23 protein-coding genes are annotated in these 26,265 nt (G+C 54.2%); 5 read left to right on the top strand and 18 right to left on the bottom strand.

The features are described 5' to 3' along the window. Both FN082_RS05640 and nqrC read right to left on the bottom strand, forming a co-directional pair. Complete coding sequence (locus FN082_RS05640; RefSeq protein ID WP_139537468.1) at positions 1-1,941, bottom strand: FTR1 family iron permease; 1,941 nt, start codon at positions 1,939-1,941, stop codon at positions 1-3. Between the two features lie 250 nt (positions 1,942-2,191). After that, entirely contained in the window at positions 2,192-2,953 is a 762-nt protein-coding gene (nqrC, locus tag FN082_RS05635; RefSeq protein WP_139537469.1) for an NADH:ubiquinone reductase (Na(+)-transporting) subunit C, read from the bottom strand. 335 nt (positions 2,954-3,288) lie between these two features. Between nqrC and FN082_RS05630 the strand changes: the two genes are divergently transcribed. After that, positions 3,289-4,254: a helix-turn-helix domain-containing protein gene (locus FN082_RS05630; RefSeq protein ID WP_139537470.1), complete on the top strand. Its 966-nt coding sequence runs from the start codon at positions 3,289-3,291 to the stop codon at positions 4,252-4,254. 20 nt (positions 4,255-4,274) lie between these two features. Here the strand turns inward: FN082_RS05630 and FN082_RS05625 are convergent, their stop codons facing one another. Beyond that, positions 4,275-4,400: a small membrane protein gene (locus FN082_RS05625; protein ID WP_139537471.1), complete on the bottom strand. Its 126-nt coding sequence runs from the start codon at positions 4,398-4,400 to the stop codon at positions 4,275-4,277. A 359-nt stretch (positions 4,401-4,759) separates the two neighbouring features. Between FN082_RS05625 and FN082_RS05620 the strand changes: the two genes are divergently transcribed. Next, on the top strand, positions 4,760-5,842 hold the full coding sequence (locus FN082_RS05620) for a malate/lactate/ureidoglycolate dehydrogenase (RefSeq protein WP_139537472.1): 1,083 nt from the start codon (positions 4,760-4,762) through the stop codon (positions 5,840-5,842). Between the two features lie 237 nt (positions 5,843-6,079). Next, positions 6,080-8,230: a formate dehydrogenase subunit alpha gene (gene fdhF / locus FN082_RS05615; RefSeq protein ID WP_142981267.1), complete on the top strand. Its 2,151-nt coding sequence runs from the start codon at positions 6,080-6,082 to the stop codon at positions 8,228-8,230. Positions 8,231-8,336: 106 nt separating this feature from the next. Here the strand turns inward: fdhF and FN082_RS05610 are convergent, their stop codons facing one another. Next, a complete protein-coding gene (locus tag FN082_RS05610; RefSeq protein WP_142465225.1) occupies positions 8,337-9,488 on the bottom strand; it encodes a M20 aminoacylase family protein in 1,152 nt (383 codons plus the stop codon). 282 nt (positions 9,489-9,770) lie between these two features. Between FN082_RS05610 and FN082_RS05605 the strand changes: the two genes are divergently transcribed. Beyond that, positions 9,771-10,973 carry an MFS transporter gene (locus FN082_RS05605; protein ID WP_142462907.1) on the top strand — a complete coding sequence of 401 codons (1,203 nt, stop codon included), beginning with the start codon at positions 9,771-9,773 and terminating at the stop codon, positions 10,971-10,973. Between the two features lie 36 nt (positions 10,974-11,009). On the opposite strand, the gene FN082_RS05600 is transcribed toward FN082_RS05605, so the two are convergent. The 14 genes from FN082_RS05600 to FN082_RS05535 all read right to left on the bottom strand — a co-directional run bounded on the left by FN082_RS05600 (position 11,010) and on the right by FN082_RS05535 (position 23,650). After that, the gene (locus FN082_RS05600) at positions 11,010-11,396 is read right to left on the bottom strand and encodes a RidA family protein (RefSeq protein WP_139537476.1); all 387 of its coding nucleotides are present in this window, start codon (positions 11,394-11,396) and stop codon (positions 11,010-11,012) included. 52 nt (positions 11,397-11,448) lie between these two features. Next, positions 11,449-12,654 carry a cystathionine beta-lyase gene (gene metC / locus FN082_RS05595; protein ID WP_139537477.1) on the bottom strand — a complete coding sequence of 402 codons (1,206 nt, stop codon included), beginning with the start codon at positions 12,652-12,654 and terminating at the stop codon, positions 11,449-11,451. An 84-nt stretch (positions 12,655-12,738) separates the two neighbouring features. After that, entirely contained in the window at positions 12,739-13,944 is a 1,206-nt protein-coding gene (locus tag FN082_RS05590) for an amino acid permease (RefSeq protein WP_235891683.1), read from the bottom strand. A gap of 428 nt (positions 13,945-14,372) precedes the next feature. Continuing rightward, the gene (locus FN082_RS05585; protein WP_142981265.1) at positions 14,373-15,302 is read right to left on the bottom strand and encodes a LysR family transcriptional regulator; all 930 of its coding nucleotides are present in this window, start codon (positions 15,300-15,302) and stop codon (positions 14,373-14,375) included. Positions 15,303-15,485: 183 nt separating this feature from the next. Continuing rightward, positions 15,486-15,767 carry a hypothetical protein gene (locus FN082_RS05580; RefSeq protein WP_139537480.1) on the bottom strand — a complete coding sequence of 94 codons (282 nt, stop codon included), beginning with the start codon at positions 15,765-15,767 and terminating at the stop codon, positions 15,486-15,488. A 201-nt stretch (positions 15,768-15,968) separates the two neighbouring features. Beyond that, positions 15,969-16,418: a methyltransferase family protein gene (locus tag FN082_RS05575; RefSeq protein WP_185931873.1), complete on the bottom strand. Its 450-nt coding sequence runs from the start codon at positions 16,416-16,418 to the stop codon at positions 15,969-15,971. Positions 16,419-16,497: 79 nt separating this feature from the next. Further along, on the bottom strand, positions 16,498-17,220 hold the full coding sequence (locus FN082_RS05570) for an amino acid ABC transporter ATP-binding protein (protein ID WP_139537676.1): 723 nt from the start codon (positions 17,218-17,220) through the stop codon (positions 16,498-16,500). Continuing rightward, positions 17,204-17,971, bottom strand: coding sequence for an amino acid ABC transporter permease (locus tag FN082_RS05565; RefSeq protein WP_142462910.1), 768 nt, complete (start codon positions 17,969-17,971; stop codon positions 17,204-17,206). Before FN082_RS05565 ends, FN082_RS05570 begins: the two co-directional genes overlap by 17 nt. A gap of 64 nt (positions 17,972-18,035) precedes the next feature. Then, positions 18,036-18,803, bottom strand: coding sequence for a basic amino acid ABC transporter substrate-binding protein (locus tag FN082_RS05560; protein ID WP_139537483.1), 768 nt, complete (start codon positions 18,801-18,803; stop codon positions 18,036-18,038). A gap of 95 nt (positions 18,804-18,898) precedes the next feature. Beyond that, positions 18,899-19,798 (bottom strand): MurR/RpiR family transcriptional regulator, encoded by a 900-nt coding sequence (locus FN082_RS05555; RefSeq protein ID WP_142981264.1) that lies wholly within the window; start codon positions 19,796-19,798, stop codon positions 18,899-18,901. Continuing rightward, on the bottom strand, positions 19,795-20,742 hold the full coding sequence (locus FN082_RS05550; protein WP_139537485.1) for an ABC transporter substrate-binding protein: 948 nt from the start codon (positions 20,740-20,742) through the stop codon (positions 19,795-19,797). The genes FN082_RS05555 and FN082_RS05550 overlap by 4 nt, the downstream gene beginning before the upstream one ends. Positions 20,743-20,757: 15 nt before the next feature. Continuing rightward, positions 20,758-21,810 carry a FecCD family ABC transporter permease gene (locus FN082_RS05545; RefSeq protein WP_139537486.1) on the bottom strand — a complete coding sequence of 351 codons (1,053 nt, stop codon included), beginning with the start codon at positions 21,808-21,810 and terminating at the stop codon, positions 20,758-20,760. Further along, the gene (locus FN082_RS05540; protein ID WP_139537487.1) at positions 21,807-22,832 is read right to left on the bottom strand and encodes a FecCD family ABC transporter permease; all 1,026 of its coding nucleotides are present in this window, start codon (positions 22,830-22,832) and stop codon (positions 21,807-21,809) included. Before FN082_RS05540 ends, FN082_RS05545 begins: the two co-directional genes overlap by 4 nt. After that, positions 22,829-23,650, bottom strand: a complete 822-nt coding sequence (locus FN082_RS05535; protein ID WP_139537488.1) for an ABC transporter ATP-binding protein — start codon at positions 23,648-23,650, stop codon at positions 22,829-22,831. Before FN082_RS05535 ends, FN082_RS05540 begins: the two co-directional genes overlap by 4 nt. Before the next feature lie 505 nt (positions 23,651-24,155). Here FN082_RS05535 and FN082_RS05530 point away from each other — a divergent pair. Beyond that, positions 24,156-26,228 (top strand): TonB-dependent siderophore receptor, encoded by a 2,073-nt coding sequence (locus tag FN082_RS05530; protein WP_139537679.1) that lies wholly within the window; start codon positions 24,156-24,158, stop codon positions 26,226-26,228. Positions 26,229-26,265 lie beyond the last annotated feature (37 nt).

Raw genomic sequence — 26,265 nt, 5'->3', positions numbered from 1 at the left:
TTAGGAACTTGTTTTTATGGTCTCACCTGGTGCCTGGCGGCGGCGCATGATCCATAGCGCCACCAGCGCCGCGATCAGCAATACAATCTGCGGCAATAGCGTTTCCACATAGGGGTAAATCCCCAGCCAGCTGATTTCGGGCATCCCGTTAATCAACGTTGGCTGGAATAGTTTGCCCTCCACCAGTTCCAGTACCCCTTTACCGGCGAAAACAAACGCCATCAGGTACATAAAACCGCCGGTGAACATGAAGAAGGGTTTAAGCGGCAGTCGAACCACCGAGTAGCGCATGACGAGCCAGGCAATGAGCAGAACCACGCAGCCGATAACAAACCCGGCACCGATGGCCAGATGACCCGGCAGCCCCTGGGCATCGCCAATCAGGGCGTAGTAGAACAGCACCGTTTCGGCACCTTCGCGGTAGACTGCAAGGAAGCTGGTCAACCACAGCCCTACCAGCGATCCGCGCGACAGCGAATGAGAGAGTTTGCCCTCAAGCCAGGCTTTCCAGTGGCGAGCTTCAACCTTCGACAGCAGCCAGTAGCTCATAAAGAACAGCATCACCACGGCAATCAGCATGGTGATCCCCTCCAGCAGCTCTCGGCTGGCGCCGGAGTTGGTAAACAACAGCTGGAAGATAAACGCCGTCGCCACGCTGGCCACCAGCGCCACAATCACCGACTGGCGAATCAGCGGCAGCTTGTCGTGATGGTTGTTTTTAACCAGGTAAGCGACGATAGCCGCCACAATCAGCAGCGCTTCCAGCCCTTCACGCACGATAATCATCAGGCTGTAGAGCAGCAGGCTCCACTGGGTCTCTTCGCCCTCACCCAGCATGGTTACCGCTTTTTGCAGGTCCTGCTCAAGAGCGGCGGCTTCGGCAACCAGTTTTTCCTGCGGCTGGTTAGCCTTCATCAGGCTGACCATGCGGGTAAAGTGCGCCTCAAGAGAGGTTTTAAACGCCGAGTCGCGGGAGCCGATTTTGTTCTCCATTCCGGTGGCTTCAAAACGGTCAAAGTAGGTGTCCTGGACATCAAGAATCGCGTCCTGCCCTTCCCCGTTCTGATAACGCGCCAGAGCGGCATTGATGCTTTGGTTAATCCCGGCAGCGACGCTCGCCCAATCCGCCCGGGCTCCCGTATCCTCGATCTGTGTGGCGTTGTCTGCACTAGCCGGAGCGCTTACCGGCTGATCGTCACGGGTCGTGGGCAGGCCCGGCAGAATATCCTCCAGATCCTGCAATAACGTGGTGACCTGATAGGAAACATCGTTCAGGCGGTCCGGCTGGGAGGTCAGGGTAATCAGTGCGGTAAACTGCTGGTTGATGGCGGCAGCCTCTTTCGCCGAACGGTTTTGCCGCACGGAGGTTTCCATTTCGGAGTTTTTGAAGCCCTGATAATGCGCCTGCTGCACCTGCTGGCTGGCCTGCGCGTAGTGACCGGCCTGATAATCCGTTACCGCCTGGGCCAGCATATCGTCAATGGTGCGGAAGCTATCCTGCCAGTGCAGCGCAATGTCATCGCGCGACAGCGCGGTATGCTGCTCTTCGGCAACCAGTCGATGCCCGCCATCAAGCACAGGCTCAACTTCGCGCAGCGCCTGCTTTAGCCCATCGATACGCGCCTGAACTTCGCTTAGCGGCTTACCCTCGCCGATCATGCGACGGATCTCACCGAAGGTACTCTCCATCTCGTAGCTTTTACGCGCCGAAATGTTAATGCGGATTGGCCCTTCGAGGTTTTCAAACACTTCAAAGTAGGCCATTTGCACCTCACGGCGCGCTTCGGTATTTTTTTGCTGCTGATAGAATTCGGCTGTTTTATCAAGGCGTTGCTCAATGTCCTCGATATATGGCGCATAGTGAGTCTGCGCCATCGCGCACGCGCTGCCAAACAAAAGACTCAACAGCATTAGCAGCAGAAAAGAACGAGGACCAGCCATGACGCATCCCATCAGAGTTAATGATAATGATTATCGTTGTCATTTTTACTCGTAATGTACATGACCTGGATCATGAAAATGTCAAACTGTGACAATTTGTGTAAAATGTTGCAAAGAAACGAAGATTAATAACTTTAAGTTATTAGCTTTATTCCCTGACTTTTCCCCGCCAAATATCTTCATCGAAAGCATAAAAAACCGGCGCTGTAATAGCACCGGTTATTTGCCGAGTATTTTGTCGCCCGAGCTTTTAACGATTTAATATTTCAGGATTTTGCTGTAGCCGCTGAAGAAACTTACCGTATCCCTGCTCACCCACCCAGTAATTAATACTCTTCTCGACGCCGGTTGAAGTCAGGGTCGCGCCGCTAATTCCATCCACCGTATAGTCATCATGCTGGCCGGGATTATTCTGAATAACCTTTAGCGCCGGCTGGCCGTTATTATCGCGTATTTTCTTGCCTGGCCATTGGCTACGCCAGTCCGGGTCTTCGACTCTTGCACCCAGCAGCGGCGTTTCATTCTGCTGGTAATACAACAGGTCTTTTACCGTTCGGCCATCGGTCCCAAGGGCGATTAAGGCATACATCATCGACTTCGCGCCTTTGCCGTAAACCGGAAGTATAACTTGCTGAATTTCATTATTATTATCTCGAACAACGTAAACCTCACCCAGCGAACAGCGCTGGCGGATTTGCGCCGGATCGCGCGCGGCTGCCAGTTCGACACAGCGTTTTTGCGCGCCGCTATTGGCTCCCTGCGCTAAAAGTTGGCCGCTATCAAGATTCACCTGACGCACCGTCACGCGCTTTTGATAGAGTGATTTCAGCGCCTGCGGATCGCGTTGTCCATTGCGCGTTAAGCCTGCGACCTGGAGTACCGCGGCTTCTGTTTCCGCGTTTTCCGGTACGGCAAAATTGTCTTTGGACAGTAAAAACCAGGCGGCAACAATTGCAAAAATAAGAATACAAAAAACCATCAAAACTAAAACAATAATTTTACCTTTACGCATGCGCTTACTTTTCCCATCGGTTGGCATCTGCAATATAGAGTGCAACCATTCCCATTCTTTTGTCTAGCCCCCGAATAACTCACACTTTCAAGAAATGAAATCCGCTGAGGATAAAAAAGCCCTAATAAATATTTCATTCATCCACGGTAAATATAAAAAATAACCGTTTTCACCAGCCCAACATTAGAATAAATAATATTCAGCAAGCGCCCTGCGTTTCAGCCTTCTGAGAAATGTAAAAAAACGCCCGCACGCTGGTTTTTACTAAGATTAATCTTATAATCGGAGGATAAAACAACCCACCTGCAACCGTCACCTTGGGATAAGAGACAACCATGTCCAGACCTACGGCGCTGTATGTTCCACATGTTTTAAGCGCGGCGGATATCGCGCCCGAAGAGCGCTATCAAAAGCTCTCGCAGAATATTAATTGCTACGGTATCGAGGTTGTTAACAATCGACGACCGGAAGAGATTATTGCCAGGCATAAAACCATCTCTGGCGTTAATGGAGATTATTGTAGTGCAATGGGCTCAAGAAACGAAACAATATTCGACCCACATCTGGCGGCAGAATCCTCGATCTATATTTCGCTGATCGTTCAGGGCAACCAAATCATTCGTGGTCGAAAAGAGTCTGTCACGTCGCAGGTGAACGAGGGTATGTTAATTGTTCATCAACGTAACGACTATTACCACTATCAATGTAATGACGTAAAGCAACTGTATGTCATTCCTCGTAGCGATAAGATTAACGAGGTTTTTAGTGGAAAACTAAACAGCCCGATGGTCTCTTTAGAAAATCATCACCTCGCGAGTTTTTTGAAATCACATATGCTATTGCTGGATGCGCAATCCGCAACGCTTTCGACTAAAGAGACGGCGACCATTGTTGATGGGCTACATAATATGGCATTCATTATGCTGGCCGATGTCGCCAAAGAAAAAGGCTTATTTATTCCAGGCAAACTGAGCCATCTTTACAATGGCGCAAAGTCCTTTATTTTGCAAAATTATCATCAACATAGCCTTTCCCCGGAAGCCCTGACGCAAAGCCTTCGTTGTTCGCGAGCCAGTCTTGACAGAGCCTTTAATGAGCAGAAGACTTCGGTGATGGCGCTAATCAGGGATATACGTCTGGAGGCGGCGCGGGAAATGCTGGAAAATAATCTTCAGCTGCGCATTGAGCAGATTTCATGGATTTGTGGTTTTGTCAGTCATCCATTATTCAGTAAGCAGTTCCGTGAGAAATATCATGCCTCACCGAAAACATGGCGCGACAATTATAATAAGGCGGGCTAGCCCGCCTTTCGATAGCGCCATTATCGCTGACGAAAAGGGCGAAAACGTTTAGCCCGGCGTTCTTTTATATAGCTTAGCAAGCTATAGACTGAGATTCCCAGCAGTAAAATAGCGATGGTTATCAGAAAAATGGTACTGATATTCATTGTTGCGCTCTCTTTTCCCCGTCATAATTCGAGCTGCATGTGTGTTGGCTTTCCTCGTTCACCCCAGTCACTTACTTCAGTAAGCTCCCGGGGATTCACTGCGTCGCCGCCTTCCTGCAACTCGAATTATTTAGGGGGTATATCCCCATCATGTTCGACAGGTAAGATTTATTATGAGTTTTTATAATAATGGTTCTTAACAGCACCACCAGACTTCCGGGCCTCAACTCTGTTCCCTCCCCCTCAGTTCATTTCTTCCCTGCAACGTGCAAACCTTGATCTTCTCTGGTCCGGAGAGCAGCATGGAAACGCAAACACAATAAAACAATAACCCACGACACCGTAACAGGAGAGAATCAGTGCAAACAGGACATCGCTTCCAGGCCACGGATCTGCATCAGTTTGTTAAAACGCTTTTTAGCCATATGGGAAGCTCTCCCACCGAAGCATCGCTTATTGCCGACCATCTGATTGCCGCCAACCTGGCCGGACATGATTCCCACGGCGTAGGTATGATCCCGAGCTACGTGCGTTCCCACGCGCTGGGCTATTTACAGCTCAACCGTCACGCCAGCGTGATGAAAGATGCTGGAGCCGTCGTCACGCTGGACGGCAACGGTGGGTTCGGCCAGGTAGTGGCCCACGAAGCCATGCAGATGGGCATCGAAAAAGCGAAACAGCACGGTATGGCCGCCGTCGCACTGCGTAACGCGCACCACATAGGCCGCATCGGCTACTGGGCGGAACAGTGCGCGGCCGCCGGGATGATCTCTATCCATTTCGTTAACGTCGTCGGCAACATAATGGTCGCACCGTTTCGCGGTAAAGACAGCCGCTTCGGTACCAACCCGCTGTGCGTGGTTTTCCCGCGCGAAGGCCATCCTCCGCTGCTGCTGGATTATGCCACCAGCGCTATCGCCTTTGGTAAGACCCGCGTCGCGTGGCACAAAGGCGTTCCGGTACCGCCAGGTTCATTGATTGACGCTCAGGGCGTTCCTACTACCGACCCCGCAGTGATGCAGACTTCACCGCTCGGCGCGCTGCTGACTTTTGCCGAGCATAAAGGCTATGCGCTGGCGACGCTGTGTGAAGTTATCGGCGGCGCGGTATCCGGTGGGAAAACCTCGCATAAAGAGAACCTGCAGGGCAGCGTTGACGCGATTTTTAACTGTATGACAACCATTATTCTCAGCCCTGACGCTTTCGATGCGCCGGATATGCAGCGTGAGACCGAAGCATTTATTGACTGGTGCAAACAGTCGCCGCACGACCCGGAGACGCCGATTCTCGCGCCTGGTGAGTGGGAAGAAGCCAACCGTCAGGAGCGTCTGGCGCAGGGTATTCCGCTGGATGCCGGAAGCTGGCAGGCCATTTGCGCTGCTGCTGAGGAGGTGGGGTTACCCGCAGAGACTCTCGCTCAGCTACGGCTGAAGCTGGCCTGACCAACCCCTGCATGACGCCCAACCGGGCGTCATGTCATCGTCATTAGTGTCGACATCACTGCCTCGCAGCCTTCCCCGTAAAAAATCTCCTTTAAATTCAATTAATTAAAACCTGGCACAGCGTATGCATAACGCTCCTGTCATTTGCCGGTACGCTGGCTTATGGCGCCCTGACAAAGGCGGGCCGGGCCCGGTCTGTCCAATGTTGTTTATTCTCTGTTAACAGGTCTGTTACTGATGAAAAAAATCACGAGCGTTTGCCCTTATTGCGGGGCCGGTTGCAAACTTAAGCTGGTCGTTGATAACAATAAAATTATCCGTGCCGAAGCCGCAGATGGCGTCACCAACCAAAATCAGCTATGCCTCAAAGGCTACTACGGCTGGGACTTCCTCAACGATACGCAACTGCTGACGCCGCGCCTGCAACAACCGATGATTCGCTACCAGAAAGGCGGCAAGTTCACCCCGGTCAGTTGGGATGAGGCTATCCGCTATACGGCGAAAAAACTGCGTGAAATAAAAGAGAAACATGGCCCGCGTGCCATTATGACCACCGGTTCATCGCGCGGTACCGGCAATGAAACCAACTATGTGATGCAAAAATTCGCCCGTGGGGTGCTCAACACCAATAACGTCGACTGCTGCGCCCGCGTTTGCCACGGCCCGTCGGTCGCCGGTCTTCAGCTGGCACTCGGCAACGGTGCGATGAGCAACTCGATTAGCGATATCGAAAACTCGAAATGTCTGCTGGTATTCGGCTACAACTGCGCCGACTCCCACCCTATCGTCGCCCGTCGGGTGATTAAAGCCCGCGAAAACGGCGCGAAAATCATCGTCTGCGACCCGCGCCGTATCGAAACCGCCCGCATTGCCGATCGTCATCTGCAACTTAATAACGGCAGCAATATGGCGCTGGTCAACGCCTTCGCTCACGTCCTGCTGGAAGAGGATCTGTATAACCACGATTATGTCGACCGCTTTACCGAAGGGCTGGACGCCTATCGTGAACTGGTTAAAGACTATTCTCCCGAAGCCGTGGAAACGATAGTCGGCGTTCCGGCAAATGAGATTCGCCAGGCGATGCGCATGTTTGCTGCCGCACCTTCCGCCACCATTATGTGGGGCATGGGCGTGACCCAGTTTGGTCAGGCAGTGGATGTGGTCAGAGGGCTGGCGAGCCTCGCGTTGCTAACCGGCAATCTGGGGCGCGCTAACGTTGGCGTCGGCCCGGTGCGCGGGCAAAACAACGTCCAGGGCGCCTGCGATATGGGCGTGTTACCCAATATGTTCCCTGGCTATCAGGATGTCACCGACGCCAGCGTTCGCGCCAAATTCGCCAAAGCCTGGGGTATTGATCCCGCGTTGATGGACGACAAAGTTGGGACCCGCATCACCGAGGTGCCGCACAAAGCGCTGACCGGCGAGATCAAAGCCTACTACATCATGGGCGAAGACCCGCTACAGACCGAGGCCGATCTGGGCCTGGTGCGCAAAGGGATCGAAGCGCTCGATTTTGTGGTGGTGCAGGATATCTTTATGACCAAAACAGCAGAAATCGCCGATGTGCTGTTGCCCGCCACCTCCTGGGGCGAACACGGTGGCGTCTTTACCTGCGCCGACCGCGGTTTCCAGCGCTTCGAGCAGGCGATTATTGCCACCGGCAACGTGAAACGCGACTGGGAAATCATCAGTCTGCTGGCCAGCGAAATGGGCTACCCGATGCATTACGATAACAACCAGCAGATCTGGGATGAAATGCGCGAACTGTGCCCGCTGTTCTATGGCGTCACTTATGAAAAAATGGGTGATATAAACCACGTGCAGTGGCCGTGCCCGACGCTGGATCACCCCGGCACGCCGTGGCTGTATAAAGATAATCACTTCGATACGCCAACCGGTAAAGGCCAGCTGTTTGCCGCACCGTGGCGCGCTCCTGCCGAGACGCCGGATGAAGAGTATCCGCTGGTGCTATGTACCGTTCGCGAAGTCGGTCACTACTCATGCCGTTCAATGACCGGCAACTGCGCGGCCCTGCAGTCGCTCGCCGATGAACCGGGTCGGGTGCAAATCAACCGCGCCGACGCACAGAAACTCGGTGTCGCCGACCAGCAGCTGGTGTGGGTTAGTTCGCGACGTGGCAAGGTGATCACCCGAGCTGACATTAGCGATCGCATTAACGCAGGTGCCGTGTATATGACCTATCAGTGGTGGGTCGGAGCCTGTAACGAGCTGACTCAGGATAACCTCGACCCGATCTCGAAAACGCCGGAAACCAAATATTGTGCAGTGAAGGTGGAAGCGATTGAGGATCAGCGCTGGGCCGAGCAGTACGCCTGGACAAGCTACAGCGAGATGAAAGCCCGTCTGAAAGCGGCGGTTAACGTGTAAAACGACGCCGGGAGGGTGCCGGGCGGCGGCTAACGCCTTGCCCGGCCTACGGGATCGCAGTTTGTAGCCCGGACAGGTGCGCAGCACCGCCTCCGGGAAACGCATCTTAAGCCAGCAACTTTTCCACCAGCGCCGTCCACAGCGTTACGCCGTGTGGGATCAGTTCATCATTGAAATCATATCCGGCATTGTGCAGCGGCTTCGAGGCCGTCTCGCCGTCGGTACCGATCCAGAAATAGGCTCCAGGACAGGCTTCCAGCATGCAGGCAAAATCCTCCGATGCCATTGATGGATTTCCGTTCCAGCTCACCGCAGATTCTCCCAGCAGCGCGGTCGCCGCATCGCGAACCTTTTGCGCTTCAACAGGATCGTTAGTCGTCACTGGATAACCCGGATACCAGGAGATGTCTCCTTCAACGTCAGACACCTGCGGCTGGGCGGCGACATAGCTCTCAATCAGTCCCCTTACCCGCTCGCGCACCTGATTATTCAGGCAGCGGAAGGTTCCGCGTAGCACCACTTTGTCCGGCAGAACGTTAATCGCCTCCCCGCCAACAATCTGGGTAATGCTGACCACCGTCGACTCCTGCGGCGACAGACGACGCGAAGGAATCGTTTGTAGCGCCATAATTAGCTGCGCCGCGGCGACAATCGGGTCCGCCCCGCGTTCCGGCATCGCCGCATGACAGCTTTTCCCGGTCAGGGTGATTTCAAACGCATCAAGAGAGGCCATCATCGCCCCGCTGTTAATCGCCACCTGGCCCAGCGGCATACCCGGCCAGTTATGTAACGCGTAGATAGCGTCCATCGGGAAGCGCTCAAACAGCCCTTCCTCAACCATTTTACGCGCGCCGCCAAGGTTCTCCTCAGCGGGCTGAAACACAAAATGAACGGTGCCGCGAAAGCGGCGAGTTTGCGCCAGATGCGCCGCTGTCGCCAGCAGCATAGCGCTATGCCCATCGTGACCGCAGGCGTGCATCACGCCAGGATTACGTGATTTATAGCTGACGTCGCCCTGCTCGGTTATCGGCAGCGCGTCCATATCAGCCCGCAGACCAATCACCGGACCGGGACCATTCTCCAGCGTCGCGACGACCCCAGTCCCCGCCAGCCCGCTATGGACCTGAAGTCCAAATGAAGTGAGCAATTCAGCCACGCGGCGCGAGGTTTCCTGTTCCTGATACCCCAGTTCAGGGCAAGCATGAAAATCACGTCGCCAGCGAATGGCCTCAGCGATCAGTGAAGAGGATACTGCCATGTCTTACTCCTTTCCTGCACAGCATTAGCGCTGAACCAGTGTTTTATTCAATAATTCGCGGTTATAGATTATCGACCATCTTATTGGTTATATCCTTTCGCCTGCCCGCTGACAACTTCCGAAAAATCCGGTGCCAACGCCCATTCCCACTGCATTCAGCCAGCACTGCATTTTATTGTAGTCATATCAACGGTGACATAAGGCGTGCGATTAATTATTATGCAGCTACACGGGCGTTTTGCCGAATAATTCACTCCACAAACCTCCTTAACCGGAAATAAAATGTTCAACCCAGAGCAGAATCGTCTTGCCCCCACGCTGGCGATGATTATGGCGGCTTCATTAGTGGGATTTATCACCGGATACACGGTGCCCTTGATCAGTCTTGAGCTGGCGCAGCAGCAGATTGATACCATTTACGTCGGCCTGCTGGCCGCGCTACCGCCAGCGGGGATGATGATATCCTCCTTCCTCTCACCGGCGCTGTGCCGGCGCTTTGAGATGGGTCTTCTGCTCTCGGTCAGCCTGGTGGCGCTGGCGGTGGCGACGATCGCCTCCTGCCTCTCTTTTGATATCGCCCATCTCCTGCTGCCACGGCTGGTTACCGGCCTCGCTTCAGGGGTCATTATCGTTATTGGCGAAAGCTGGATCACCGGCGGCGCGGCGGGTAAAAACCGGGCAACGTTGACCGGAATTTATGCCTCCGCCTTTACCGGCTGTCAGCTGGCGGGACCGCTGCTGATCTCCGCCGGAGAGGCCTGGCAATCCTGGACGCTGCTGCTGGTTGGGATCGTCACTCTGGCCTGTCTGCTGATGCTGCGCCATCTGCCTTCCGGCAGCCGCGAACGGCTGGCCGAACACGCCAGCTGGCGCAGCCTCGGGGCCTTTTTGCCGGTACTGGCCTCCGGCGTGTTCTGTTTTGCGTTTTTTGATGCCAGCATTCTGGCGCTGCTGCCGCTCTGGGGTATGGATAAAGGGCTGAATGAAGCGATGGCGGTACTGCTGGTCACGGTGGTATTGACCGGCGATGCCGTTTTCCAGGCACCGCTGGGCTGGATTGCCGACCGCTTCGGCATCCGCCGCGTGCATTTAACCTGCGCGGTAGTCTTCTGCCTCGCCCTGCTGGCGTTGCCTTTCCTGCTGGCATCGCATATCCAGCTGATTATCGGCTGCCTGATTCTGGGAGCGGCGGCAGGCGCGCTCTATACACTGTCGCTGGTCCGCGCCGGTAAAACCTTCTCCGGGCAGAAGCTGATTATGATCAACGCCCTGCTTGGATTCTTTTGGTCAGCGGGCAGCGTGGCGGGTCCGGTGGTCAGCAGCCTGCTGATTAGCATCGCAGGCTATGATGGTCTGGTGATGACGCTGTTTGCCAGCGGCGCGCTGTTCCTGCTGATTCAGTGCTTCGGCAAAAGCGAGAAAGCGCTGATGGCCAATGAACAACTGTCGAATGCTGACGAAGAGGAAGCCGAGGTCGCACAGTAAAAAAAATAGCGGGCCTGTTACAGGCCCGCAGTCATCTCAGGATGCAACAAACGCCACCGCTTCTATCTCAACCAGCGCATCTTTTGGCAGCCGCCCCACCTGCACACAGGAACGGGCCGGAGCAATTTTACCGGCAAAAAAATCGCCATAAACCGCGTTAAAATCGACAAAATCCGCCATATCGGCAAGAAAACAGGTGGTTTTAATCACCGAGTTGAACGATGCCCCTGACTGTTCCAGAACCGCCTGGAGATTAAGCAACGCCTGGCGGGTTTGCGCCTGAATACCGCCATCGGGGAAAGCCATCGTTTCAGCCACGAGCGGCAACTGGCCGGAGGTAAACACCAGATTTCCCAGCGTCACGCCTTGTGAATAGGGTCCGATGGCTGCCGGTGCACGCTCGGTATGGATAGCCACTTGCATAATTGTTCTCCTCAATTTTTACGTTACTTCTGCTGTTCGTGATTTTCTCTTTTTACCCGTGCAGGTGCGTCAGCGCTTGCTGTAAATCTTTAATCAGATCGTCAGGATCTTCGAGACCGATTTGCAGGCGGAACGCCTGTCCCGGCCACGGCCAATGATATTCCGGCCTCCCGTTCGCTGGATTAAATGGAATCGCCAGACTTTCGAAACCGCCCCACGAAAAACCGATCCCGAAGTACTCCAGGCTATCGATAAACTTCTCCACAGATGCCTGGCTGTACTGAGGCTTTAGCACCACGCTGAAAAGCCCGCTGGAGCCGGTAAAATCTCGCTTCCAGATTTCATGTCCCGGGCAAGAAGGCAAAGCCGGATGAAGCACCTGTTCAACCTCGGGCCTTTCACTAAACCAGCGTGCGATGCGCAGTGCCGACGCCTGATGGCGAGCCAGACGCAGCGACATGGTGCGTAGCCCACGCTGGGCCAAATAGACATCATCTGGCGCCGCGTGCAGACCATACTGATAAACCATACTTCTGATAGCCGGCCAGCACGCCTGATTCGCGGTAATCAGGCCCATCTGAGCATCAGAATGGCCAACAATATATTTCGTCGCGGCATGTACCGACACATCGACACCATGGTCGAAGGGTTTAAAGAACAGTGGCGTAGCCCATGTGTTATCGACTATTACCTTCGCATCACGCGCATGAGCAATGCGGCAAATCGCCGGAATATCCTGAACTTCAAACGTTTGCGAACCAGGAGACTCGGTAAACACCACGCTGGTGTTATCACGAAACAGGCTGGCGATCCCCTCGCCCATACAGGGCTCAAAATAGGTTGCGCTTACGCCCATCCTCGCCAGCACATTATTGATAAACCCGCGCGTCGGCCCGTATACGCTGCTGCTCACCAGGATATGGTCGCCGGTTTTCACCAGCGCCAACAGCGCGCTGGTGCAGGCCGCCAGCCCGGTAGGCACCAGCAGCGAGCGATAGCCTCCTTCCAGTTCCGCCAACGCTTTTTGCACCGCGAAGGTCGTCGGCGTCCCGAAACGACCGTAATACATCACCTCATCAGCCCCATCGGTAAAAAGCGCCTGGTCACGCTCTTTGAGCTGCTGGCAGTTTTTAAATATCACGGTAGAGGCGTGATAGACCGGTGGATTCACCACGCCGCCAAAAACCTCCGGATCGAACGGCCCATGGCACAGATAAGTTTCCGGTGCGACCTGATGGTCAAAATCATGTTTAGACATTCGCTTTATTCCTCTTTCATACTTCATCATTAGGTAAACCACCCCGCGACGTTTGTCGCCAGCCAATCGAATTACGCCATCACGCTATGACGAAAACAGCATTACAAACGGACCAATACACATCAAAATGCCGATTAAAATAACGTAATAAACGGCGGCGCCTCGGACATCGGTAAACTTATCGTTTTTAAGAATAATGATGCCGGGCACAATGCAGCTAATAATCCCGTAGGTGACGCCGCCAAAGACAAAGACTTTCAAAATTGGGAAGTTCGTTAAGACAATTAACCACAGCACCAGCACCACCATAAAAAAAGCAATAATGCTGTTCTGCTTTTCACGCCCTTCTTGCTGGCTGAAAAATTTCTGCGCGGTAAATTTAATTAAACCAACAAACGATTCATGTACGGCAAGGTAGATCCCAAGGAACGCTGTCACAATGGAGAAAACATTGAGAATAACGCTCATAATTTTGACCGCAGAGCCAGGGATCACCTTTGCCGCCAGGGCCAGCGCAGAGATGTTTTCCTGATAGGCACGCAGCGCATCCGCTTCGCTGATTGACAAAATAATCGACACGACAAACAGTAAAATAGTCACAACCAGTATCAGATACGCAACTTTATGCACCCGCAGGATTTTATATTTGGCGATTTCTTTATCTTCCTCACGTTTTTTATAGGCCAGATTCATCGGGTTTAAAATCTGTACAAACATGATGGAAAATATGGCAAACGGCAGCGTAGGAAACGTCCCTACAATTAGATGACTGAATCCCGGCAGTTCGCCAATATTTCCCAGATTCCAGAATGGGATAACCACAAAACCAATAGCGACAATAATAACTAACTTAATCGCAATCATGCTGCCTGAGACTTTAAACAGCATTTTTTCGCCTTTTGAAGCAATCAGCGATAGCCCGGCAATCCATAGCAGCGACCACCACCAGTAGTCGGACATCGTGTGCGCAGTCAATCCAAAGGTCTTCAGATAAGAGGCGCTGTCATTCGTCACCGCCATGGCATACTCAACCATCGATTTAAGTACCGTGATGGAGTAAAGCGCGCCAAGGAAAAAACCCCAGCGGCTGCCGACATAGCTGGTAATTATGCTCAAGTAAGAGTCCTGCGCATCGCTTCGCGCCATCGTCTCAATAAATAATTTTTGCATATAATAAACGGCGGGATAACCCAAAATAACCGCCAGTGCAAATACCCACACACCTTTAAGACCGACCTGTAATGGAAAGAAAACGATGCCTGAACCAATAGCGGCACCAATACACAACATTACCCATCCGCAATCATATAGCGTAAAAGGTATCTTTTTATTTCCAGCCATTTTATTATTAATCCCTATCGCCATGGTGCCTCCGCAACCCATAGATCATTTATTGTTAGAGTACAGTGCATATCGATATCTATCTCAAACATAAGTTTAACATTACTAGACTTTATTATTTCCAAATTGATAACCGTAACGTTATTAATGTCTGGATTAGCTGCAAGCTTTACATAGTCAAATTTCATTAGCGATGGAAAAATAGCAAAAACAGTTTCAACTTAAAGTCACAACTCAGTAATAACTAAAACACATGATCCAATGCACAAATAAATAAAAGATGAGAAGTTAAATTGTGATCTCATCGATAGATTTTACAGACCAGACGAAATTTAAAAAAACAATAAGTGATAGAGATCACACTGACTTTTTACTGCTCAGCACTCATCATCAATCCACTTCTCCCAGTCGTTCCATGGCTGCACATCTTCGACTAAAAAATCAATAAACGACCTGATCTTAGGATTACGATAGCGTGAAGGAAAATAGAGCGCGTAGAGGCTATGGCTGGTACAGGTCAGCTTACCATCCAGGCGCAACGGCAAAAGCTGCTGGGAATCGAGATATTGAGCCACCAGATACGAAGGCAGGTAGGCAATCCCCTGATGAGCCAGAACGGCTTTCAGCAAGATTAAACTGCTGTTGGCCTTAATCGGCGTTAAGGTTTGAACATCACCTTCGGTCATGGGAGATTTATCGCGGCAGGTTGGTGTAATGCCAGGATAAACCAGACATTCATGCCGGTATAGCTCGCGCACGCTCATCGGTGTCCCCATGCGCGCCAGATATTCCGGCGTTGCACAATAAATCCAGCTTATCCGTGCAAGCTGACGCATAGCGTAGTTTTGCGGCGGTGATGAGGTGATTCTAAGCGCAATATCAATATCGTTTTCGTTGAGGTTAACAATATTATCGTTGAGATCAATAACGAGCTCGACCTGCGGATTTTTACGCTTATAGTTTTCATAAATATCAATCAGGTGAGAATAGCCAAATGCGACCGAACAGGTCACTTTTAACGCTCCGCGCGGGTGATTAAAATATCCGCTGGTGGTGTTGATCAGCTCATCAAAATCTTTCAGCAGATCCCCGGCTCTGGCGACAAAGTACTCCCCGGCTTCCGTTAAGCGAAAATTACGCGTAGTGCGCTGAATCAACGAGACACCCAGACTCTCTTCCATCCCCGCCAGCCCTTTACTGACGGCGGAAGGAGAGAGATTAAGCAGTCGCGCCGCTTCCGACAGGCTCTGCCCTTCGCTGATCTTAACCAGCATTTCTAATTGTTTTACTGTTAATGGAATCGTCATTAAGGTGTGGCCGTTTCTGGTTCTACACCGCATCGCGGGCGTAAAGTTAAAAATGGGGCCACTATCTTGCCTTTTCAGCAAACTGGCAAAGCAGAAAATCTTGTGTGAGACAATAGATTTTCTTTGTCGTGAAGAAGGGAAAAGCGAGAGCAGAAAGCGCCCCTCGCTTTTTAGTGTAGAAGATCAGGCAACGCTATAAATACGAATATCCGGCGCGCTGTTTAAATAAGGTTTCAGCGCCTCAACCACGTCCTGCACAAACAGCTCCGACGTGAGGTATGCCTGAGCCTGCTCGGCGGTATTAAAACCATGCAGAACTTGAACATCTTCGTCGCGAATCAATAATTCTTTTGATACCGCGCCGGGAATCAGTGCCAGGAATGGAGCCTTATATTTCTGGTATACCGCTGCCGCCGCGCTGCGGTTGTTATCATTGATATCCAACGTAATCTGTAAAAATGCCATCTTTTACCTCCATTGTGTCGTTGACGTTCGACGTATTGGGTCTGCAGCTTTCCCAGGAAGAAAATCTATGGAGTATTTTTATCCGGGGCGCAACACCAACCGCAACAGGCCGCTGGAGCCGTATTATGTCGATGGGTAGCTGCGACGACAAATGAGATAATCTTGCCTCCCCACAAAGATTTTCTTTAGTGGAAGCGACACCTACAGCCAACGTCGCACTCTACGCGCGTACTCCGGCCACTGGCGAGGAAAGAGGCGGGCCAGTTCCGTTTCTTCCGGGCGGATATGCAGCACGGTCAGCAAATAGATAAACAACGGTAGCGTCAGCAGCAGCAGCGGTATGCCGCTCAGGCTAATAAACGCGACCTGTACGCCAATCATCGCCAGATAGATAGGATTGCGCGAATAGCGAAACCAGCCGTCGGTCATCAGGGTGGTGGTTTCCTCTGCCCGAAGCGGATTCAGGGTCGTGCGTCGGGAATAAAACTGACATAGCGTGCCAAACACGATAACCGCGCATACCCCCAGCAGCAGTGCCGCCAGGCTCAAGGAAAGTGGCTTCCATACCCAAAACTCGTGCCCGGCAATCAACAGGTCAAAAAGCAAAAACAGCAGCAGCAAAACCGGTGGAATAAAAATCTTCCTTAACATTAGTATCCTCCATGGAATAAGCAACAAAATCATTCAGATAGTCCCCCGGCGGCACAACGCCCGCCGGGGCTGATAGCCGTTACAGCACTTTACTCAGAAACTCAGCGGTGCGCGGGTTGGTCGGCGCGCTAAAGATCTGCGCCGGTTTGCCCTCTTCCTGAATAATCCCCTGATCGATAAAGATAACCCGGTCGGCCACTTCTCGGGCAAAGCCCATTTCGTGGGTCACGATAACCATGGTCATTCCTTCGCTGGCAAGATTTTTCATCACCTCCAGCACGTCGCCCACCAGCTCCGGATCCAGCGCTGAGGTCGGCTCATCGAACAACATGATCGACGGCTTCATCGCCAGCGCACGGGCAATCGCCACGCGCTGCTGCTGCCCGCCGGATAAGCTTGAAGGCCAGGCGTCGCGTTTGTCGCTCAGGCCCACCTTCGCCAGCAGCGCTTCCGCCAGATGTACCGCCTCGGCTCGCGCCATACCGCGCAGGCTCATCGGGGCCATAATCAGGTTTTCCAGTACCGTTTTGTGCGGGAACAGATTAAAGCGCTGAAAAACCATACCGACGCTTTCGCGCATCTTATTAATGTCAGTGGCGCGATCGTGGGCGGCAAAACCGTTCACCTCAACTTCGCCTTCGCTGACCGTTTCCAGCGCGTTCATGCAGCGCAGAAAGGTACTTTTCCCCGATCCGGACGGACCAATAATGCAGACCACTTCCTGCGGTTTGATATCACAGCTGATGCCGCGCAGAACATGGCTGTCGCCAAAGCGCTTGTGTAAATTATGAATGTGAATCACTCTTGCCAAACCTCTTTTCCAGACGGTTAACCAGCTGCGCCAGCAGGAAAGTAATAACCCAGTACACCAGAGAGATGGTCAGGTAGGGTTCCCAGTAGGTGGCGTAAGCGCCGGAAACGGTACGCGCGGCGTAGGCCAGATCCGCCAGACCGATGGCTGAAGCCAGCGAGGAGTCTTTGACGATGGCGATAGCGTTATTGCCCAGCGGCGGGAGGATGCGGCGAAACGCCTGCGGCAGAATCACCTGGCGCATGGTTTTCCACCACGGCATTCCCAGCGCGCGGGAGGCTTCCATCTGCCCTTTATCAATAGATTGAATACCGGCGCGGAAAATTTCGGAAACGTAGGCCCCGGCATTGAGGGTAATCGCCACAATACAGGAGAGAAACGCGCCGTAGTTGGAGCGCAGCTCGCGGGCGAAATCAGCGCTCATCATGCCGCTGGTCACCAGCAGACCGTCGCGGGGGTTGATAAACAGCGGCACCAGCGCAAAGTGCACCACCATGATTTGCACAAACAACGGCGTACCGCGAAACGCGCTGACGTAAAAGCGCACCGGAAACTGCACCAGGTAACGCAGAACGTATTTCCATACCCCGTGCTCGGCTTTCGCCATTCGCCCCAGCCCGAGGGTCAGGCCCCACAAGGTGCCGAGGATCACGCAGATAATGGTACATTTGATGGTCATCAGGGCACCGTCCATAAACAGCGGACCGTACTCCTCGATAATCTCCCAACGGAATGCCGTCATAACCCTTCCCTAAAAAATACGGCTATCGCCAGTGTCGATAGCCGTGATGAAAACAAAAAGCGAATTATTGCGCTGGCAGCGTCGGGACGTTCTCGTCGAACCAGGTTTTATAGATTTTGGCGTAGGTGCCGTCAGCAACGATTTTCTGTAAACCGGCGTTGATTTTCGCCTGCAGCTCGCTGTTGCCTTTCGCTACCGCAATGCCGAAATACTGACGTTCAAATTTGGCGTCCGGCACCAGTTTGAACTGCTTCTCCGGGTGCTGTTTGATGTAGTATTTCACCACGCCAACGTCGCCTACCGCCGCGCTCACGCCGTCTTCAAACAGCTCCTGCAGCATCAGCGGGGTGTTATCAAAACGCTTGATAGAGGTGCTGTTTTTACCCAGGACATCAGAAACCACGATATCGCCGGTGCTGGAGTTCACCACGCCAACTTTCTCGCTTTTCAGCGCTTCAAGCGAAGTGACTTTCGAGTCCGCTGGAACGACGATGGACTGCTCTGCGGGGAAATACGGGGCTGAGAAATCAACCATCTGCTTACGCTTATCGGTGATGGTGATCCCGGAAATAATGATGTCGCGGTCGCCGGTGCTCAGGGTAGCAAAAATCCCTTCCCACGGGGTATTAACCAGTTTGATATCAAAACCTTCCGCTTTAGCGATCGCTTTGATGATATCAATATCAAAACCTTCCAGCTGTTTCTGGCTGTTCTCAAACTCAAACGGACGATAGGTTCCACCGGAGCCCACCACGTAAGTTTGCTGAGCCGCCTGCGCGGTGCCGATCATCGCTGCGACCAGGCAGCATGCTTTCATCCAATTCTTAACCATGACAACTCCATTTTATGCATTAATTTTGCATAAAAATACACAGAGTCAGCATGGCATGCAACCGGAAACCGTCCCGGTGGTGAATTATCTTATATTTAGCTTCGTTTACCGCCGGATTTACCAATAGCCCGGTGCAATTCATTGATCCGCTTCATCGATTTCACCGTCTTTTGCGGCGCGGTGGAGGCCACCGACAGCACGATCATCTCCAGGCACACCAGCACCGTACCGTGCAGCGGTACCCGTCCGTTGTCGCCGCCGCGCGGCACGTCGATAACCACCTGCGCTTCCTGGCTAAAGCGGGAATCCACCGCCTGGGTGAGCAGAATGGTCGGGATCCCCAATCGGCGAGCTTCACGCAGGGTGGTCATTCCCTCCCGATGCGGCGATTTTTGCCCCATCATAATCAGCACGTCGCCCCGCTGCAGGCTGATTAGCTGCTCGGCGAGGCTAAATCCGGTGCGATTCATCACGTACGAAGGCAGGCCAATGCGGCTCAGCAGCCGGGCGGTATACTCCGCCAGAATGCCCGACGCGCCGATACCAAAAATCCCTACCTGGCGCGCATCAGTGAGCAACGCCACCGCCTGAGCCACCGCCGCGCGGTTATCAGGACGAGAGAGTACCTCGCAGGCCCGCTGATGCCCCTCCAGCACGAAATCAATACTTGAATTGATATCGCTGGAGAGCTCGCTCACCGTCGAAAGCATTTTTTCCGACGAGGTCACCGACGGGCCAAACCAGCGCTCCATGGTCTGCTTTAATTCACGCAGTCCGGCAAAACCCAGTGCCTGAATCGCCCGCACCACCGTGGCATCCGAGGTGTTCGTCGCGGTAGCTATCTCCATGGCCGTGCGCTCCAGTACCACTTCGCGGTTATCATTGATATAGCTGACCACCGCCAGCAGACGCGGCGACAACTGATGCGCGCGGGCGCGAAAACGCTCGCCGAACAGGTCAACCCGCCCCCTCTCTCTCTTTATTGCCGTTCTCATTTCAATCCCTCAGGCAGCGGTCGTCCGGCAATATGCGACTGTACCTGGGCGACCATCAGCGTTAACGCGGCAAACGAGTTAGAAATAACATCTTCACGCGGCAGCAGAATATAGCGCCCGGTGCGACAAGCGCGCATAAAATCACACCAGCCCGGCATTACGCCCTCCATCGCCTGTAGCTCATCCTGCGGCTTGCCGCCGGTATCCGAGCGCCAGGTGGCGAATACGAAATCTGCATCCAGCTCCGGTAACTGTTCGGCACTCACGTCAATGCGCTGGCCATCGGGTATCTTGTCAATCAGCGGCGGGAAGCGGAACCCGGCATCGCGCAGCACGCGTCCCAGAGCATGATAAGAGTGATGCACGGTAACCTTGCCGTTATTGGCCTGAATCACCGACACGACAATCTTTTGCGTATCCACCGTCGCCTTCAACTGCTTAATCTGCTCCTGATAGCGGCGTTCGAGGATCAATAACCGCGGCTGGGTGCCGGTCAGTTGGGCGAGCTTGCTATAAATGCGCGGCGCGCTGCCCTGCAGGTGGTCAATGCTCACCGTCGGGGCAATCTTCTCCAGTTGTTCAACCGAAACGTGGCGGCTGTTCTCGGTGATAATCAAATCCGGCTTTGCTGCGGCGACGGCTTCAAGGTCGATATCCGCCGTGCCGATAAACTGAATCGCGCTGTTATCGAAATCGATCCCGGTTAACTGCGCGCTGGAACGGAGAAAATGGCTGCCGTCAGGACGGGTCCGTCCGTGGCTGGCGACCGGCGGCACCCCAAGCTCGATCAGCGGAATGGTGATATCCAGATCGTGCATCGACACAATGCGCTGCGGGTGCAGCGGGACGGTCACCGTCCGGCCTAAGTCATCAGTAAATGTTTGCGTATCGGCCGCCGTGGCGACGCCCGTCATTAAAACCAGCAGAGAAATGAACCAGCGCATAGCAATCCTTTTGATTTACAAGGCGTCACGACGACGCCAAAGCAGCACAATAAAAAACGGGCAGCCGACCAGAGCAATCACAATTCCCGCCGGAATTTGTAGCGGAGCAAAAGCCAGGCGCCCCAGGGTATCGGTCACTAACACCAGCAGTGCGCCAATCAACGCGCTGCCACTGAGCAGCGCTACCTGGCCGCCGCGCAGTAAAAAACGCGCCATATGCGGTGCCATCAGGCCCACAAAACCCAGGCTGCCGACGCAGGAAACGCTGGCGGAAGTCAGCAGTACCGGCGCGAAAAAGCGCAGCAGAGTCAGTTGTTGCAAACGCACGCCGAGACCGATGGCGGTCCGGTCGCCCAGCAGCGCCGCATCAGCGGCCCGGGCGGTAAGAAACAGAATCAGCGCCCCCGGCAACGCCCAGCAGAACGCCACAACCAGCAGCGGCCAGGTCGCCGCATGTAGACTGCCGGCCAGCCAGATCATCGCCGTCTGCACGTCACGCACGTCTGCGGTGGTCATGAAAATGCCAACCGCTGCCGCCAGCGTCCACGACACGCCAATACCGATCAGAATAAAGCGCGGCCGCGAGCAGTCGCGGGCCAGCAACAGAACCAGCAGTGCCACCAGCACGCCGCCGAGCATCCCCGCCAGCGGCCGCCAGACGAGTCCCACTGCCGGGAAGAACAGCACCAGCGCCAACACCACAATGCTGGCCCCCTCTTTCACACCGATAAGCCCGGGATCCGCCAGACCGTTGCGGGTAATGCTCTGCATCGCCGCCCCGGCCAACCCGAGCATCGCTCCGCACAGCAGCGCCATAAATAGCCTCGGCAGACGGATATCAAACAAGATAAAACGCTGCTGTTCAGCCACGTTTTCCGGAGCCAGCAGCGCCTGGAGCAACGTCCCGGAGGGCATAGGGAAGCTGCCGCGCGTCAGACCGAATAGCGCCAGCAGCAGGATCACCAGCAACAACCCGCTAGCGATTCTCAGCGCCGCCGGGCGCAGCAGCAGATGATAAGAACCGGTGGTTACAGGACGAAATCCGGCACGACGGGCAGCGCTCTTCATTTAAAGAACCTCGCGGCGATAAAAATAAATACCGGCGCGCCGACCAGCGCGGTCATCGCCCCGGTGGCCAGCTCCTGAGGAGCAACCAGCGTGCGGGCGGCGATATCTGCTAACAGCAGCACCAGCGCGCCAACCGGCGCGGCCAGAGGCAGCGCCAGGCGAATATCTTCAGTCACCAAACGACGCACCACATGCGGCACCACCAGACCCACAAAGCCAATCGGACCCGCTACCGCCACCGCGGAACCGCAAAGCAGCGCGATGGCGGCCAGCCCCAGCAGCCGGGTCTGCACAATCTTCACCCCCAGCCCAAGCGCAACCTTATCGCCCAGCGCCAGCACGTTCAGGCGCGGAGCCAGCACCAGCGCAATGCTCAGCCCCGCCAGCGCCGGAACCAGCGCGGAGCGCAACGTTTGCCAGCTCAGACCTGCCAGGTCGCCCGCCAGCCAGGTACGCATCGCCAGCAGCGTTTGTTCATCAAGGATCAGGATCGCCGCCGTCACCGCCGAGGCAAACGCCGATAGCGCCACGCCGCACAGAGTAATGCGCAGCGGCGTCGCCCCGCCGCGCCCGGAGGACGACAGCAACATCACGCCGCCAAACAGCAGCGCCGCGCCGCAGGCGGCGGTCAGCGGTCTGGCTAACGCCTCGCCGCCGAGGCTAATTCCCAGCGCCGAAGTCGCCACCACCGCCAGCGAGGCTCCGGCGTTCAGGCCAAGAATATGCGGCTCGCCCAGCGGGTTGCGAATCACGGTTTGCAGCAGCAGGCCCGCCACGCCAAGCGCCGCGCCGGTCAGCAGCGCTGCCGCCAGGCGTACCAGGCGTAAATCAACAATAATGCGGTGATCGAAGTTGCGCGGATCGTAATGAAAAAGCGCCTGAATCACCGTTTGCGGCGCAATCCAGCGCGCACCGAGCCCGAGATGCACCAGCGAACCGCCAAGCAGCAAAAGACTCAGCAGTACCAGCGCCAGCCGGGGCCGGGATTGTCGGCGATGCAGGAGCAGCGCAGAGGCGCTCATAAAGCGCTCTCCTCGCGAACGCGAAACGGCATGAAGAAGGGTTTACCCGTCTGCGGGTTAAACGACATCTGCACATCAACGTCAAAGACGGTTTTAATCAGCTCCGGGGTACAAACATCCTTTTCACTAATCACCCCGGCAATCTGCCCTTTTTTGAGAAACACCAGCGTGTCGGCATAGTTCACCGCAAAGTTCAGGTCATGCAGAACGGTCACCACGGTGCGACCATGCTCGCGAGTTAAGGTTTGCAGTAATTCGAGGATATCGACCTGATAGCGCAGGTCGAGCCAGGTAGTAGGTTCATCCAGCAGAATGGTCGCCGTTTGCTGCGCGAGGGCCATCGCAATCCAGCAGCGCTGGCGCTGGCCGCCGGAGAGGCTATCAACCGGTAAATGGGCAAATTCGGCGGTGCCGGTAAGCCGGAGCGCCTCTTCTACAGCCCTTTCATCGGCGTCGGACCACTGACGCATCAGCCCCTGCCAGGGGTAGCGACCACGAGAGACCAGTTCAAAAACCGTCAGCCCTTCGGGGGTCAGAGGCGATTGCGGCAAAATACCCAACCGGCGGGAAACCTCCCGGGTCGGCATCTGGTGAATCACCTCACCGTCCAGGCGCACGCAGCCGCCCAGCGGCTTAAGCATCCGGGCGATGGTCGACAGCAGCGTCGATTTACCCGAGCCGTTGGCTCCGGCCAGTACCGTCATTTTCCCCTGGGGGATGGTCAGATGAATATTATCGACAATTAGCGTCTGGCCATATCCGGCCGACAGGGAATCCAGGACGATCCCCTGCTCTGCAGGCAACACCCGCTGTGGCATAATTCGCTCCCGCGCCCAACGGCGTGGCGCCTGGCCCGCTCGTTCCGCACTCAAACAAAAATAAATCTCATTCTCTTTTGATCATGCGGTGGATGAATGTAGTAGTCAATACCCTATCACCACGTAGGCTACGGTAAGTGACTACCAAAAACCACACAACAAGAATTAGATTTAATAATCAATAAAAACAATAAAATAAAAGAAAATCATCGTTCCCTTACACGGCTAATTCATTGATTATTATTTTTGCTGATTTTTTATCTTACATAACGTTTACTACTACATTTCTTCGTGATTGAATGATTCTCAATTACATATCTGGACGCAGAATAGCGTGAAAAACAGATAGATCTATTTTCCAGGGCAATGATTTTATTGGCTTTACCTCCCGCAAAGGCGAGGTTCGTTCACGAGAAACAAGAAAATGACTCAATTGAATGTCCCTTTTTCGGCATTAAAAGGGCGTGCGCTTTTTTCACTGATTTTTTTAACCTCACCGGGATTATTGGCAGCAGAAAATAGCGCCGATAAAACAAAAAAAACCGCTGACGAGACCATGACAGTCGTGGCCGACAGCGCGCAGCAGAACGCCACCAACGGCTATCAACCGGTCAATACTTCGACCGCCACGTTAACCTCGATGCCGATGCTGGATATCCCGCAGGTGGTCAATACCGTCAGCGATAAAGTACTCCAGGATCAGCACGCAACTAACCTCGACGAGGCGCTGTATAACGTCGCCAACGTCGTGCAAACGAACACCCTCGGCGGGACCCAGGATGCTTTTACCCGCCGCGGCTTTGGTGCTAACCGCGACGGCTCGATAATGACCAACGGGCTGCGTACCGTGCTACCGCGCAGCTTTACTGCCTCCACCGAACGTGTCGAAGTACTGAAAGGCCCGGCCTCAACGCTGTACGGTATTCTCGACCCCGGCGGATTGATAAACGTCGTCACCAAACGCCCGGAGCGCACCTTCGGCGGCTCTGTTTCCGCTACGTCCACCAGCTTTGGCGGCGGCACCGGTCAGTTTGACGTTACCGGCCCCATTGAAGGGACGCAGCTGGCATACCGGCTGATTGGCGAATATCAGAATGAAGACTACTGGCGCAATTTCGGTAAAGAGAAGAGCAGCTTTATCAACCCTTCCCTGACCTGGTTCGGCGAACAGGCGACGGTAAACGTTTCGTATTCACACCGTAACTACAGCACCCCGTTCGATCGCGGCACTATCTTCGATCTGAACACCGGCCACGCGGTTAACGTCGATCGCAAAACGCGTTTCGATGAACCGTTTAACATTACCGACGGTTATTCCGATCTCGCGCAGCTGAATGCGGAATACCGCCTGAGTGATGCCTGGACCGCACGCTTTGACTACAGCTACAGCCAGGATCACTACAACGATAACCAGGCTCGCGTGATGGCTTATGATTCAGCGACCGGAGACCTGACCCGCCGCGTCGACGCCACCCACGGCTCAACCCAGAAAATGCACTCCACGCGGGCGGATTTGCAGGGTAACGTGGTGATAGGCGGTTTCTATAACGAGATCCTCACCGGCCTGGCGTACGAGAATTACGATCTGCTGCGTACCGATATGATCCGCTGTAAAAACGTGAAAGGGTTCAATATCTACAACCCGGTCTACGGCACGGTCGACAAGTGCTCCAGCGTTTCGGCATCCGATAGCGACCAGCGTATTCAGCAGGAGAGCTATGCGGGCTATGTTCAGGACGCGCTCTATCTGAGCGATAAATGGATAGCCGTCGCCGGGGTGCGCTATCAGTATTACACCCAGTACGCGGGTAAAGGTCGTCCATTTAACGTCAATACCGACAGCAGCGACCAGAAATGGACACCAAAAGTTGGCCTGGTCTACAAGCTGACCCCGTCCGTCTCGCTGTTCGGTAACGTGGCGCAGTCGTTTATGCCGCAGTCTTCTATCGCCAGCTATATCGGCAACCTGCCGCCGGAAGAGTCTACCGCATACGAATTAGGCGCGAAGTTTGAGCTGTTCAACGGTGTTACCGCCAATATCGCGCTGTTTGATATTGATAAACGCAACGTCCTCTACACCGAAGCGGTGGGCGATGAAACCATCGCGAAAACCGCCGGTAAGGTCCGCTCGCGCGGCGTGGAAGTGGATGTAGCAGGATCGTTGACCGATAACCTGAGCGTGATCGCCAGCTACGGCTATACCGACGCGAAAGTCACCGATGATCCGGATTACCAGGGCAAACCGCTGCCGAACGTACCTAAGCACACAGGTTCGCTGTTCCTGAGCTATGACATTCATAACGTCTACGACAGCAATACCCTGACGATTGGCGGCGGCGGTCGGGCGGTCAGCAAGCGTTCCGGCACCAACGGCGCGGATTATTATCTGCAGGGCTACGCGGTAGCGGATGTGTTCGCGGCCTATAAGATGAAGCTGCAATATCCGGTTACCTTACAAGTTAACGTGAAGAACCTGTTCGATAAGACCTATTACACGTCATCTATCGGCACCAATAACCTCGGTAACCAAATTGGTGACCCGCGCGAAGTGCAGTTTACGGTGAAAATGGATTTTTAAGTTGATAGCGTTCCCCGGTAGTCCAATGAGGCTACCG

The sequence above is a fragment of the Klebsiella spallanzanii genome (assembly GCF_902158555.1).
Classification (GTDB): domain Bacteria; phylum Pseudomonadota; class Gammaproteobacteria; order Enterobacterales; family Enterobacteriaceae; genus Klebsiella; species Klebsiella spallanzanii.
Note: the sequence above shows the minus strand (reverse complement) of the source record. Positions and strands in the feature narration are given on the sequence as shown.